At 60.1% G+C, this 13087-nt stretch carries 12 protein-coding genes; 10 read left to right on the forward strand and 2 right to left on the reverse strand.

Annotated features, from left to right (window positions below):
- Positions 1 to 774, forward strand: a complete 774-nt coding sequence (locus EDF61_RS04135; protein ID WP_133833354.1) for a 16S rRNA (uracil(1498)-N(3))-methyltransferase — start codon at positions 1 to 3, stop codon at positions 772 to 774.
- Between the two features lie 330 nt (positions 775 to 1104).
- On the opposite strand, the gene EDF61_RS04140 is transcribed toward EDF61_RS04135, so the two are convergent.
- Positions 1105 to 2016, reverse strand: a complete 912-nt coding sequence (locus EDF61_RS04140) for a GerMN domain-containing protein (protein ID WP_105658333.1) — start codon at positions 2014 to 2016, stop codon at positions 1105 to 1107.
- Positions 2017 to 2325: 309 nt separating this feature from the next.
- Here EDF61_RS04140 and EDF61_RS04145 point away from each other — a divergent pair, with 309 nt between their 5' ends.
- The 8 genes from EDF61_RS04145 to EDF61_RS04180 all read left to right on the forward strand — a co-directional run bounded on the left by EDF61_RS04145 (position 2326) and on the right by EDF61_RS04180 (position 10611).
- Positions 2326 to 3354 carry a PhoH family protein gene (locus tag EDF61_RS04145; RefSeq protein WP_133833356.1) on the forward strand — a complete coding sequence of 343 codons (1029 nt, stop codon included), beginning with the start codon at positions 2326 to 2328 and terminating at the stop codon, positions 3352 to 3354.
- Entirely contained in the window at positions 3351 to 3824 is a 474-nt protein-coding gene (gene ybeY, locus EDF61_RS04150) for an rRNA maturation RNase YbeY (RefSeq protein WP_105658335.1), read from the forward strand. Before EDF61_RS04145 ends, ybeY begins: the two co-directional genes overlap by 4 nt.
- 4 nt (positions 3825 to 3828) lie before the next feature.
- Positions 3829 to 5115, forward strand: a complete 1287-nt coding sequence (locus tag EDF61_RS04155; RefSeq protein ID WP_105658336.1) for a hemolysin family protein — start codon at positions 3829 to 3831, stop codon at positions 5113 to 5115.
- Positions 5108 to 6070, forward strand: coding sequence for a GTPase Era (era, locus tag EDF61_RS04160; protein WP_105658337.1), 963 nt, complete (start codon positions 5108 to 5110; stop codon positions 6068 to 6070). Before EDF61_RS04155 ends, era begins: the two co-directional genes overlap by 8 nt.
- Before the next feature lie 477 nt (positions 6071 to 6547).
- Positions 6548 to 8287 carry a 2-isopropylmalate synthase gene (leuA, locus tag EDF61_RS04165; protein ID WP_105661283.1) on the forward strand — a complete coding sequence of 580 codons (1740 nt, stop codon included), beginning with the start codon at positions 6548 to 6550 and terminating at the stop codon, positions 8285 to 8287.
- Between the two features lie 140 nt (positions 8288 to 8427).
- Positions 8428 to 9009 carry a serine O-acetyltransferase gene (locus EDF61_RS19160; RefSeq protein WP_166650692.1) on the forward strand — a complete coding sequence of 194 codons (582 nt, stop codon included), beginning with the start codon at positions 8428 to 8430 and terminating at the stop codon, positions 9007 to 9009.
- Between the two features lie 49 nt (positions 9010 to 9058).
- Positions 9059 to 9808 carry a DNA repair protein RecO gene (gene recO, locus EDF61_RS04175; RefSeq protein WP_105661281.1) on the forward strand — a complete coding sequence of 250 codons (750 nt, stop codon included), beginning with the start codon at positions 9059 to 9061 and terminating at the stop codon, positions 9806 to 9808.
- Positions 9805 to 10611, forward strand: coding sequence for an isoprenyl transferase (locus EDF61_RS04180; protein WP_133833358.1), 807 nt, complete (start codon positions 9805 to 9807; stop codon positions 10609 to 10611). Before recO ends, EDF61_RS04180 begins: the two co-directional genes overlap by 4 nt.
- Here the strand turns inward: EDF61_RS04180 and EDF61_RS04185 are convergent.
- Positions 10608 to 11672, reverse strand: a complete 1065-nt coding sequence (locus tag EDF61_RS04185) for an alpha/beta hydrolase (RefSeq protein WP_133833359.1) — start codon at positions 11670 to 11672, stop codon at positions 10608 to 10610. The genes EDF61_RS04180 and EDF61_RS04185 overlap by 4 nt on opposite strands.
- A 42-nt stretch (positions 11673 to 11714) precedes the next feature.
- Here EDF61_RS04185 and EDF61_RS04190 point away from each other — a divergent pair, with 42 nt between their 5' ends.
- Positions 11715 to 12779, forward strand: coding sequence for a quinone-dependent dihydroorotate dehydrogenase (locus tag EDF61_RS04190; RefSeq protein WP_133833360.1), 1065 nt, complete (start codon positions 11715 to 11717; stop codon positions 12777 to 12779).
- Positions 12780 to 13087 lie beyond the last annotated feature (308 nt).

The following is a 13087-nucleotide window of genomic DNA, read 5'->3' on the forward strand; positions in this document are numbered from 1 at the left end:
ATGAGCAACCACAGCTTCGTCATCGACGCCCAGCAGGGCCGGGACGCAACGGTCGGGGACATTCTTGAACTGGATGGCTCCGAAGCGCACCACGCGGTCGCCGTTAAACGGGTCTCCGCGGGCGAGCACCTGGACCTGCTGGATGGCAAGGGGCTGCGCCTGACTGTGGAGGTCATCGGCACCGCCAAGGACCTGCTGAGCGTGAAGGTCCTGCGCCGTGCCGAGGAAGCGGTCAGCGATCACCCGGTCACCCTGGTCCAGGCGCTGTCCAAGGGGGATCGCGACCTGCAAGCTGTCGAGTCCGGCGTGGAACTGGGCGTGCTGTCGGTACGCCCCTGGCAGGCCGACCGCTCGATCGTGCGCTGGAACGCGGCCAAGGTCGACAAGGCCATGGCCAAGTGGCGCGCCCAGGTGCGCTCGGCGCAGAAGCAGTCGCGCCGCGCCTATGAGCCGGAGGTGCTGGACCCGCTGGGTTCCAAGGAACTGGCCAAGGCCATCGCGGCCGATACCGCAAATGGCGCACTGGTTCTGGTTCTGCACGAGCAGGCCGCGGAATCGGTGGCCCGGCATGTGCAGTCGTGGCTCGCCGATGCGCGGGCCGGCCAGGAGATCATCATGATCGTCGGGCCAGAAGGAGGCATCTCCGAAACGGAGCTGCAGTCCTTCGTCGATGCCGGCGCCCAACCAGCCCTGCTGGGCCAGCATGTGCTGCGTGCCTCGACCGCGGGCCCCGCGGCCCTGGTCTTGATCCGCCATTTGATCGGCGAAATCTAGGTTCCAGAATTCCGGTTAGCAGGTGAATTGCTCCACAGATCCCGGCAGGCACATGCCTGCCGGGATCTGCGGAGCAATTTCGTCTCCGGCCGGCGCAACGGGTTCGAGCCGAGAAAAGGCCTCGGGACGGGGAACGCGAAGTCGCTGCGGGTCAGATACGCGAATGCGGCAGCCGATCGGATCACGACGCTGTCCAAGGCAACGGCACTGGAAATCCTGCCAGCAGGCCAAGAATGCTCAGCCGCCACCAGTTCAGGAGCTGGCCCGGACAACGGGCGCCCAGGTTCATGTCCAGGGCTTCCGGCGGGGGCTGCAGCGCTGGATGCTGCGTTACTCGACGCGGAAGTCGCTGGTGACCTTGCCGACCAGATGGTCCGATCCGGTCTCAACGCCCCAGAAAGTCAGCCGGTATGAGCCGGCACGCAGATCGGTGGTCAGGGTGAATGAACCGTCGGCATTGATCTGCCCGGGGTTGACCTGCTTCTGAGCGGTCATCACCGTGAGCTTGCCGTCGGCGTCCTTGCGCTGCAAGGAGTAGAAGGTGCCGATGTCGAACTGGGTGGTTCGGCCGTTAATCTTGATCGAGCCATCCGCCAAGGTCTTGTTGAACTGCGGATCGATGATCCAGATCGGTGCAATGAACGCCGCATCGCGCTCGTAGACATCCTTGAGCCGGAAACCGTCGAAGACTGTGGCATTTGCCTGGCCATCAACCAGGATGCGGACCGTTGCGGGAAGCTCGCCCACGACCAGTCCAGCGCTGGCGGCAGCTGCCGTAGCGGTGAAGACCAATTGCTGGATGGCGCGCTCCGACAGGCCCTGGTCGAGATTGGCGCTGAAGACCTTGGCCGGCAGATCCAAGGTGATGACATTCGCATTATTGATTGAAACCCCGATTTCATCGGTGGGCTTCAAATGGGTATAGCGTTTCGGCTTCATCGGGTCGGCTGAGAGCAGCGTCCAGATCGCATCGCCGATGGGTTCCTGATGGCGGGTGTCCTCGATGTACTCGCGGTACAGGAACACGCCGGTATCGGTGTTTTCCAGCCAGTAGATGGGCAGGCTAGCCGCGATGCCGACATCCTCGCCAGCGTCGGTGGCGTTCGGCAGGTTCAGCGATTCAGCCACGGCGGTCGATGGCATCTCATAGGAGCTCTCGCGATTCGTCAGACCGCATCCTGCGGCGACGACGAGAGCGGCAGTGATTCCCAAAACGCCGAATCGGCGTGGAATCTTCCGCAAGATCCTTGATTGCACTGCGTACCAATCCGTGGTGATTTTAGCTGTTGCGGCTCCTGGCCGTATTGGAACCGCTCTCAAGCTTGCCATATCAGAAGCGGCTAACTGCAGAAAAATGGCCCAACCTACTAATCCGTAACCAAATCTATATGTTCGCCACTTGCCCCGATTAGCATCATTCAAGACTACTTTCAGGTTCTACTGCTTACGCTGAGACCTGAATTTTCTCCGGATTGGCCTGCGACTCGATAGAATGGCAAGCAGGACAAATCACGATCACCACCAAGCTCGCAAAGGGGCGCCGCGCACTGCATGCAGGTTGAACAGAATAAGGCGACAGCGGAGAACGGATCCGCATCGCTCACCATCAGTTTCGATACAGCTGAGCTCATGATTGCCACCCTCGGTCCCAATGACGAGCTCTTGCGTATTCTCTCCGGCGCCTACCCGCAGGTGAGCTTCCGCCCCAACGGCCAATCCCTGGCTCTGGTAGGTGAACCGCAGCAAGTTCGCAAGGCCCAGCGCGTCACCGAAGAAGCCCGTTCGCTGGCTACTCGCGGCTCGCGCATGAGCGCCGAAACGATCGAGCAGATCATCAAGATGCTCAGCACCGGCAATCCGGATGCACCCACCGACGTCCTGGGCCTGAAGATCCTCTCGGGGCGCGGACGTTCCATCCGCCCCAAGACCGTGAACCAGAAGAGCTATGTCGACGCCATAGAGGATTCGACAATTACTTTCGGCATTGGCCCAGCCGGTACCGGCAAGACCTTCCTGGCCATGGCCATGGCCGTCGCCGCCTTGCAGGACAAGCAGGTCAACCGCATCATCCTGACCCGGCCTGCCGTTGAGGCAGGGGAGAAGCTGGGCTTCCTGCCGGGCTCGTTGACCGAGAAGATCGACCCGTACCTGCGCCCGCTCTACGATGCCTTGCACGACATGATCAATCCGGAAACCATTCCGCAATTGCTCGAAGCCGGAACCATTGAGGTCGCTCCGCTGGCCTATATGCGTGGACGCACCCTCAATGACGCCTTCGTGATCCTGGACGAAGCGCAGAACACCACCAGTGAACAGATGAAGATGTTCCTGACCCGCCTGGGATTCGGTTCCAAGATGGTAGTGACGGGGGATGTCACCCAGGTGGATCTGCCCAACAATGCGACCTCCGGGTTGCGCATGGCCAGCGATGTCCTTGAAGGCATCGACGACATCAGCATCTGCCGACTCGACTCTTCGGATGTGGTTCGCCACCGCCTGATTGCCGACATCGTTACTGCTTACGACCGTTGGGATGACACCCGACGCAAAGACCACAACCGGGGACGCCGCAGCAAATGAGCATTGAAGTAAATAACGAAACCGAATACGACGTCGATCTCAAGGATGTCAACGCCTTGGCAGAATCGGTGATGCGGGCAATGTTCCTGCACCCGGAAACCGAAGTATCGATCGTTTTCATCGACGAGGATGCCATGAGCGCCCTGCACGTCGAGTGGATGGACCTCGAAGGCCCCACCGATGTGATGAGCTTCCCGATGGATGAGCTGCGCCCCGGAACTGCCGGTGCGCCGGGGGAGAGCGGCATCCTTGGCGACATCGTCATCTGCCCTGCCGTCGCCGAAGCGCAGGCCAAGGCCGGGGGCCACAGCACCCACGATGAAATCCTGTTGCTGACCACCCACGGGCTGCTGCACCTCATGGGTTTCGACCACATGGAGCCAGCAGAAAAGGAAGAGATGTTTGCGCTGCAGCGCCAGCTGCTAGAGAGCTACACCGGCCGCCCCGCGCCAAAGGAAACGGTGGAATAACCCCGTGGAAATAATTTTGCTGATTCTCGCCCTTGTTTTCATGGCCTTCTCGGCCGTGCTGACTGCCGCAGACTCAGCCTTCTACGCATTATCCCGGCACGCTGCTGAACGCCTGCGCGCCGAGTCCAATTCCAAATCGCTGTCCGCAATTCTGGATGAAACAGAAACCCACGCCCAGGCAGTGAAGTTCTGGCGGATCTGGTTCGAGACCGCTTCCGCTGTCGCTGTAGCCCTGCTCGTTTCGCAGTGGATCGAGAATGTGTGGCTGATCGGCATGATCTCCACTATTGCGATGGCCGCCTTGGGATTCGTCCTGGTCAGCGTGTCGCCACGTCGCTACGGGCGTTCCAACGCCCAGAACGTCGTGCAGTCCACCGCCACCCTGGTCCGCTTCCTGCGCCTGGTGCTCGGACCCATCACCACGTGGTTGGCATCCATCGCCAAGGCGCTGAGCCCCGGCGGCGTGGATGGCGACGGCTACCTGGGCAAGGAACGACTGCGTGATCTGGTGGATCGCGCCTCCGAAGGCGAGGACCTGGATGAGGAATCGGCCGAACTGATCTCCTCGGTGATCGACTTGGAGGAGACCAGCGTTCGTTCGGTGATGGTGCCGCGCACCGACATGGTGGTGCTGGATGCGGATCATTCCTTCCACAGCGCCATGGACCTGTTCATCGCCTCGGGCTTCTCCCGCATCCCGCTGATCGGCGAGGACACCGATGATATCCAGGGCATCATCTACCTCAAGGACCTGATCCGCGAGATCCACGGTCTGCAGCAGGCCCGGACCCTGGCCGAATTGGCGCGAAAGGTCCGCTTTGTTCCCGAATCGAAGTCGGCAGCAGAGCTGATGCAGGAACTGCAGCAGGAATCCATCCACCTGGCCATCGTCATCGACGAGTACGGCGGCACCGCGGGCCTGGTGACCCTGGAAGACCTGCTTGAGGAAATCGTTGGCGAAATCGATGACGAGTATGATCGTTCGAGGGCCGAATTGATCCAGAACCCTGACGGGTCGATTTTCGCCGTGGCGGCGGCATCCATTGACGATATTGCCGACCACTTCGACATGCACATCGAGGAAGAGGACGTCGACACCGTCGGCGGCCTGCTCTCCAAGGCCTTGGAATCGGTGCCGGTACTCGGTTCCACCGCTGAAGTGCACGGCCTGCGCCTGACCGTGGTAGCCCTCGCGGGCCGCCGCAACCGTATCGGCAAAATCCATGTAGAGCGTCTGGAAACAGATGCATCCGACCATATTGAGAACGACGAGGATTCCTCACATGAGTGAAAATCACAACCTGCTTGCATCCAGCGGATGGCCTGAGGGCTTCCGCTCCGGCTTCACCTCTTTCGTAGGCCGCCCGAATGCCGGCAAGTCGACCCTGACCAATGCGCTGGTGGGCCAGAAGGTGGCCATCACCTCGGCCAAGCCGCAGACTACCCGCCACACTATCCGCGGTATCGTGCACCGCGAGGATGCGCAGTTGATCCTGGTCGATACCCCGGGCCTGCACCGTCCGCGCACCTTGCTCGGCCAGCGCCTGAATGACCTGGTCGCCGACACCCTCTCCGAGGTGGACGCGATCGGCTTCTGCATCCCGGCCAATGAGAAGATCGGCCCGGGCGACCGCTACATCGCCACGCAGCTGGCTCAGCTGCAGCGCAAGCCGATCATCGCCCTGGTCACCAAGGCTGACCTGGTGGACCGCGAACAGCTCGCGCAGCAGCTGGTTGCGGTGGCCGAAATGGGTACCCAGAACTTCGGCGAGAACGGCTTCGCCGCAATCGTTCCGGTCTCGGCTGTCAAGGAATTCCAGGTCGAAGAGGTGGCCAACGTGCTGGCAGAGCACCTGCCAGTGGGCCCGCCGCTGTACCCGGACGGCGAGCTGACCGACGAGCCGGAAGCCAAGATGGTTTCCGAGCTGATCCGCGAAGCCGCCCTTGAAGGCGTGCGCGACGAACTGCCGCACTCGCTGGCCGTCGTCGTCGAAGAGATGGTTCCCCGCGAAGGACGCAGCGAAAGCAATCCGCTGATCGACATCCACGTCTCGCTCTTCGTTGAGCGCTCCAGCCAGAAGGCCATCATCATTGGCCGTGGCGGTTCGCGCCTGCGAGAGGTCGGCACCAATGCCCGCCAGGGCATCGAGAAGCTGCTGGGCACCAAGGTCTACCTGGACCTGCATGTGAAGGTTGCCAAGGATTGGCAGCGCGACCCGAAGCAGCTTGGACGTCTCGGCTTCTAGGCTGCGCACTCCAGCGCTGGAAAATGCGCTGCTCGTCCCTCAAAACCAGACCGGTTTTGGGGGACGAGCTGGTTAACCGGCTGCTTGGCCCGCACTCTGGATCTCCCGGGCCAGCCTTTCCGCGGGAGAAACGCCAGTACGCAGCCCATGGATTCCAGCGCCGATGCTGATCGTCTCCATCCATGGACCTCCCTGGCGCTTAGCTCCATGAGCCCCATTGTTCGCCTGTTTGGGCATCCTGTCCGCCGCCTTGCGCAAGGCGGACGTCCACTATGTGACACGCAAGTGACATAAGTTTCACTTGCCTCCAAAGCGCGGTGCTATGCTCATTTCGTGCATTTCGAGCTTCTACTACTACTTAGCCGCTGCGAGGATCCAAAGGACCGCTAGTGGTCTACAGGCCGACCCCTCGTCGCGGAGTAGCTCTTGTCTGGCCCCACAAACTAAGCACTAATTTTGTCTAGGGGACCCACAGAAATGCAGAACATGCAGAAATCTTCGAACATGCCAATCCACAAGTATGTTCCATTCCAGGACCAGATCGAGGTCAATCTGCCCGATCGCACCTGGCCCGACAAGTACATCACCAAGGCCCCGCGCTGGTGCGCTGTCGACCTGCGAGATGGCAACCAGGCGCTGATCGATCCGATGAGCCCGGAGCGCAAGCACAAGATGTTCGACCTGCTGGTCGAAATGGGCTTCAAGGAAATCGAGGTCGGCTTCCCGTCGGCTTCGCAGACCGACTTCGACTTTGTCCGCCAGCTGATCGAGCGCGGCATTCCCGATGACGTGACCATCCAGGTGCTCACCCAGTCCCGCGAGCACCTGATCGAGCGCACCTACGAAGCGCTGGAAGGCGCCAAGCAGGCCATTGTCCACCTGTACAACTCCACCTCGATCCTGCAGCGCGAAGTCGTCTTCCGCCAGGACGAAGACGGCATCGTGGACATCGCCGTCCAGGGCGCCCGGTTGTGCAAGAAGTACGAAGAGCAGCTGACCGGCACCAAGATCACCTACGAGTACTCGCCAGAGTCCTACACCGGGACCGAGCTGGCCTTCGCCAAGCGCATTTCCGAGGCCGTGGCCGAGGTGCTGGAAGCGACTCCAGAGAACAAGATGATCCTGAACCTGCCGGCCACGGTGGAAATGGCTACCCCGAACGTGTACGCCGACTCCATCGAGTGGATGCACCGCAACCTGGCCAACCGCGACTCGATCATCCTCTCGCTGCACCCGCACAACGACCGCGGCACCGGAGTGGCCGCGGCCGAACTGGGTTACCTGGCCGGCGCCGACCGCATCGAAGGCTGCCTGTTCGGCAACGGCGAACGCACCGGCAACGTCGACCTGGTGACCTTGGGCATGAACATGTTCGGCCAGGGCATCGACCCGCAGATCGATTTCTCGGACATGGACCATATCCGCCGCACCGTCGAGTACTGCAACCAGCTGCCAGTGGCAGAACGCAGCCCGTACGGCGGAGATCTGGTCTTCACCGCGTTCTCCGGTTCGCACCAGGACGCGATCAAGAAGGGCCTGGAAGCGATGGAGGCCAAGGCTTCGGCTGAAGGCAAGGACATCAACGACCTGGTCTGGGCTGTTCCTTACCTGCCGATCGACCCGAAGGACATCGGCCGTTCCTACGAGGCCGTGATCCGCGTGAACTCGCAGTCCGGCAAGGGCGGCGTTGCTTACCTGCTGAAGAACGACTACAACTTGGACCTGCCGCGCCGCGCGCAGATCGAGTTCTCCGGCGTCATCCAGCGCAAGACCGATACCGAAGGCGGCGAGATCTCCTCGCAGCGCATCTGGGACGTCTTCCAGGATGAGTACCTGCCGGTCAGCGAAGATTCGGGCATGAGCCCCTGGGGCTACTACCAGATCGCTTCAGCGACCGCGGCTTCGGCGGAGGACGGAAGCTTCCGCTTGGATACCAAGCTGATCATCGACGGCGTGGCCCATGAGCGCAGCGCCCAGGGCAACGGTCCGGTCTCCGCGCTGGTCAAGCTGCTCAACGATGATGGCGTGGATCTGCGCGTGCTGGACTACTCCGAGCACGCCATGAGCGAAGGCGGCAACGCCCGCGCAGCCGCATTCGTCGAATGCGCCGTGGGCGATCGCATCCTGTGGGGCATTGGCCTGGACACCAATACCAACATTGCAGCACTGAAGGCCGTAGTTTCGGCCGTCAACCGCGCGATCCGCGACAGCAAGTAGGTCTGCGGCACCACCTTGTTGCCAGCTCAACGCCACGGCCAGCCTCACCACGCTGGCCGTGGCGTTTTGCCTTCCATATACTGCCAGGGCGGCTGGCAAGCAAGCGCCGACGAAGAAAGGGAAGAGCTTTGCCCCGTTTCATGGATGAAATCCGCGCGGTCATTGCGGGCGATCCGGCAGCACAAGGACTATTGGCCACGGCAACTACTTCAACGGGCTTGCACGCGATCTGGCTGCATCGGGTTACTCACCAGCTGTGGCAGCGCAAGACAACCAGGGGTCTGTCGAAAATCATCAGGCTCATTGCCCGATCATTGACGCAAATCGACATCCATCCCTCTGCTGTTATTGGCAGTCCCGTTCTCATCGATCACGGCACTGGTGTCGTTATCGGGCCTAATACGGTAATTGGATCCAGAACATTGATTTACCAGGGGGCCACTATCGCGGCAGCAGGGTCTGCCGGTCCAGCTACAACCGTCATCGGCAGCGACTGCATGATTGGATCCGGTGCCACGGTATTGCGTGGCGTGCAAGTAGGTAGCCGGTGCAATATAGGAGCGAATGCCGTGGTCGCTACTGACCTGCCTGATAACTGCGTCGCTGTCGGTGTTCCCGCTCAATTCAAGTCGAGAGACACCTTGAACCCCTTTTCCTCGGGCCCGGTAGATGCCGGGTTGCTCCTGCAGCTACCGCGCCCAGGGACGAATCGACACCCATAGGAATCGTTGGATTCAGAACTTTGGGAGTTGAAGTGGGAGAATATTGTCCGTGTCCAGATCAGGTTTCGCTTCCAAGAGCTACCACACCCGTGGTTTGGTTTTGCGTACCCACAAGCTGGGAGAAGCCGATCGCATCATCACCCTGCTGACACCCAATGGGATTGTCCGTGCGGTGGCTAAGGGCGTACGCCGGACGTCGTCGCGGATGGGCGCCACGCTGGAACCGTTCATGGAAGTCGACGCGCTTCTGGTGATGGGCCGCAATCTCGATATCGTCTCGCAGGCACAGCTTCGAAATCCATACGGCCAATTGCTGGTCATGGATTACCCGAGCTACACGGTGGCCAACGCCATGTCGGAGATCGCTGAAAAACTGCTGGAAACAGAAAGCGATTCGGCCCTCCAGCAATATCAGCTCTTCCACGGTGCGATCGCCTTGTTATCCAAGCAGCGAGTCGATTCCGGAGCCGTGCTGGACTCCTACATCTTGCGGGCCCTCTCGGTTGCTGGTTGGGCGCCGTCCTTTACCGACTGCGTGCGCTGCGGCAAGCCTGGCCCGCATCAAGCGCTCCACGTCCAGCTTGGCGGCGTCGTCTGCCCCGAATGCCGTCCCTCTGGATCGTTATCGCCGCATCCCGTCACCATTGAATATCTGCAGGCGCTGCTGGAAGGGGACTGGTCCACCGTGGCAGAAGCAGGACCTCGAGCGCGCAAGCAAGCTGCAGATATAGTGGCCAACTACTTGCAGTGGCACCTTGAGCGTGCCGTGAATTCCCTACGTCTTGTGGAGAGAAATTGAAGAAGCTTCCTAAGATCACCGGCCGCCGAGGCCCAGTTGCTCCTTATGCGCATCCGGATCATCCGCAGATGCCCGCCATTCCGCAGGAACTCATCCCTGAACACGTAGCTATCGTCATGGATGGCAATGGACGTTGGGCGAACCAGCGGGGATTGCCTCGTACCGAGGGGCACCGTGCAGGCGAAGCAGCTTTGCTTGATGTGGTGGCCGGAGCCGTGGAGCTGGGCGTCAAGTACGTCTCTGTCTACGCGTTCTCAACCGAGAACTGGAAGCGCAGCCCTGAGGAAGTGCGCTTCCTGATGGGCTTCTCACGTGATGTTCTGCGCCGCCAACGCGATACGTTGAACTCATGGGGCGTCCGCATACGCTGGTCGGGTCGAGAACCCAAGCTCTGGAAATCGGTTATCAATGAACTCAAGGAAGCCGAAGAACTCACCAAAGACAACTTGGGTTGCCAGCTGACCATGTGCGTGAACTACGGCGGGCGCGCAGAACTAGGCGACGCTGTCAGCGCGATTGCCCAGGATGTTGCAGCCGGCAGGCTTCGCGCTAGCTCGGTTGGCGAAAAGACTATCGCCAAATACCTGCATGCTCCGGAACTGCCTGATGTGGATCTTTTCCTCCGAACCAGTGGCGAGCAACGCACAAGCAACTTCCTGCTGTGGCAGTCGGCATACGCAGAGATGGTCTTCCTCGACCAGCTTTGGCCGGATGTCGACCGGCGAACGCTCTTTACCGCCGTAGAAGAATATGCCAAACGCGATCGCCGTTACGGCGGAGCTATCGACAAGCCACAGGCCTAGGACGTTTTCAGCGCTGTTCCCACCAATCGCAACCAGAGGCTTAGGTCTCGATATGCTGCGGATCTGGCGGGCTCAGCGGAGGTGTACACATCGTGCATTGCGCCCGGAATTTCGGACAAAGTAACGAAACTGCCTAGTTTCAACGCCCGCAGGCGCGTTTGCTGAACGTCGAGTACCGAATCGCAGTGCTGCATGTCAGGGGAGTAGCTCGTGCCGATATGGGTGCGATCCGAGGTGAGGACGAAGATCGGCTGTTGAAGTTTCAGCCCCTTCGCAACTAGGGCATGGCCATCGAATATCGTTTTCAGCCATCCCGCGGTGTTCGGAAAAGCGATCCGTGGTCGCCATAGCCGATGAACGTCCCACTGGCCATGGCTATCAGTACTTAGCGATTGCCAGTAATGATCGAATTCTGGTCCGTTGAGCTTCCTGCGCGGATTCGTGCGAGTGATCGCTTCCATTAGGCCGTGAAAAGGAATGCGCAGGAAGGCCGTTCCCTGAAACTCAAGCCATGGAGCATTCAGGACCAGAGCTTTAATGCCCGGCGCTTGGCGCGCAAGCCACAAGCTGAGGATCAAGCCGCCCGTCGAGTGCCCTTGGGCAACCACCGGTAATTGAGGATGCTCATTACGCAGCAGTTCCAAGCTCGCATTGAGCTCCTCATCGAAGTCCGCCAAGTCATCGACATAACCAGGCAAAGCATGTTCGGCTCTCAGACTGCGTCCATGCCTGCGTAGATCAAGTGCGTAGAAGTGGTATCCATGGTGATGCCAGAAAGCTGCCAGTTCGCGGTTGTAAAAATAATCGCTCCAGCCATGCACGCTCAGAACAATTCCCTGGGCTCGTCGTCCGAGCCGATTCCTGAATCCAGCCGGGCAATAGCGGACCAAGGTCGCGACGGCCGGTCCTTCCGCATCGACGCCGAAATCCAAGGTTTGGTGCTCAAAATCAGGCCCGAGGGGATCTTCGACCCATTGCCCCGGCCTAGTTGAAGACATAAAGTCTGGCCAACTGCTGCTTTCTGGAACAACGAAGTGCTTCATATCTTGAATACTACCCATCTCAAGTTGTCTGTTTCGGGTTCTTCACGGGAAAATGGTTCCATGCGCATATACCCACTGGTCTTCAAGCACGTGTTCACCAAGATGGATCCTGAACAGGCTCACCATTTTGCATTCAACGCGATCAAGATTGCGCAACGCGCAGGGCTCACTAAGGCAGCTCGCAAGTTCTTCGCTCCGGCACCCAAGCTGAAGCGCACCGTTATGGGCATCGACTTCCCGTCCCCATTCGGATTGGCTGCTGGCTTCGACAAGGGCGCCACCGGAATCCTGGCGTTGAGCGATATCGGTTTCGGCCATGTTGAAATCGGAACCGTCACCGGACAGGCCCAGTCCGGCAACCCGCAACCGCGGCTCTTCCGCTTGGTTGAGGACCGCGCGGTAGTCAACCGGATGGGCTTCAACAACGAAGGCGCCGAAACTGTCGCTGCCCGTGTCGCCAGTTCTCGCCAAGAGCTCAAGACTGGTTACGCTGGAACCCGCCCGGTCATCGGCGTGAATATCGGCAAGACCAAGGTTGTAGAGCTGGAAGACGCGGTAGGGGATTACCTGGCGTCCACCCGCCAGCTGGCGATCCACGCAGATTACCTGGTCGTCAATGTTTCGAGCCCCAACACCCCGGGTCTGCGCCTGCTCCAGAGCGTTGACTCTCTTCGTCCGCTGCTTTCGGAAGTCGGCCAGTTGGCTGACAAGGTTGCCGGCCGCCATATTCCCTTGCTGGTCAAGATTGCTCCCGATCTTAGCGATGAGGATGTCGCTGACGTTGCACGCTTGGCCATGGAACTTGAACTCGACGGCATTATTGCCACCAATACGACCATCGGTCGCGAGAACTTGACCAGCGATGCGTCCAAGGTTGAAGAGATTGGCGCCGGCGGGCTATCTGGCGCTCCGCTCAAGCAGCGATCGCTTGAAGTTCTTCGCCAGTTGCGTGCACTTGTTCCGGCCGAGATGGCTCTGATCGCCGTCGGCGGCGTGGAAAATGCCGCGGATGTGAAGGAACGCCTGGACGCCGGCGCGGACCTGGTACAGGGTTACACCGCATTCCTCTACGAGGGTCCGTTCTGGGCACGTTCGATCAATAAGGACCTGGAGCGCATGCTCTAGTTCTTTGGAGTGGAATTTCCCAAATGCTCCGGAATGGCTCCGATTCGCGAAGAATCGGAGCCATTCCGCGTTAACCGGGCCCATCTTCTGCGTACGTCCTGCCTGCAACAGCTTTGAACGCAACTTGGATCAGGAGACTAGGCAAGGGCAGCCGCGCTAGGGGAGAAGGTGGCAATAACGGTTGCCGACCGGGATGAATCCTTGTATCGGAGCCAACAAGGCCGCATGCTGCGAGCACGGACAGGATTGGCAGAAATGCGTCGCGGCAACGATATTCCTATCGCAGAATTTGCATCAGCTTGTAGTTG

Source organism: Arthrobacter sp. JUb115 (genome assembly GCF_004365035.1).
In the GTDB taxonomy this organism is placed as follows: domain Bacteria; phylum Actinomycetota; class Actinomycetes; order Actinomycetales; family Micrococcaceae; genus Glutamicibacter.

Excerpts from the sequence above, each read along its gene's own strand:
- EDF61_RS04135 (WP_133833354.1), top strand. The coding sequence starts at position 1 with ATGAGCAACCACAGCTTCGTCATCGACGCCCAGCAGGGCCGGGACGCA.
- EDF61_RS04145 (WP_133833356.1), top strand. The coding sequence starts at position 2,326 with ATGCAGGTTGAACAGAATAAGGCGACAGCGGAGAACGGATCCGCATCG.
- ybeY (WP_105658335.1), top strand. The coding sequence starts at position 3,351 with ATGAGCATTGAAGTAAATAACGAAACCGAATACGACGTCGATCTCAAG.
- era (WP_105658337.1), top strand. The coding sequence starts at position 5,108 with ATGAGTGAAAATCACAACCTGCTTGCATCCAGCGGATGGCCTGAGGGC.
- leuA (WP_105661283.1), top strand. The coding sequence starts at position 6,548 with ATGCAGAACATGCAGAAATCTTCGAACATGCCAATCCACAAGTATGTT.
- EDF61_RS19160 (WP_166650692.1), top strand. The coding sequence starts at position 8,428 with ATGGATGAAATCCGCGCGGTCATTGCGGGCGATCCGGCAGCACAAGGA.
- EDF61_RS04185 (WP_133833359.1), bottom strand. The coding sequence starts at position 11,672 with ATGGGTAGTATTCAAGATATGAAGCACTTCGTTGTTCCAGAAAGCAGC.
- EDF61_RS04190 (WP_133833360.1), top strand. The coding sequence starts at position 11,715 with ATGCGCATATACCCACTGGTCTTCAAGCACGTGTTCACCAAGATGGAT.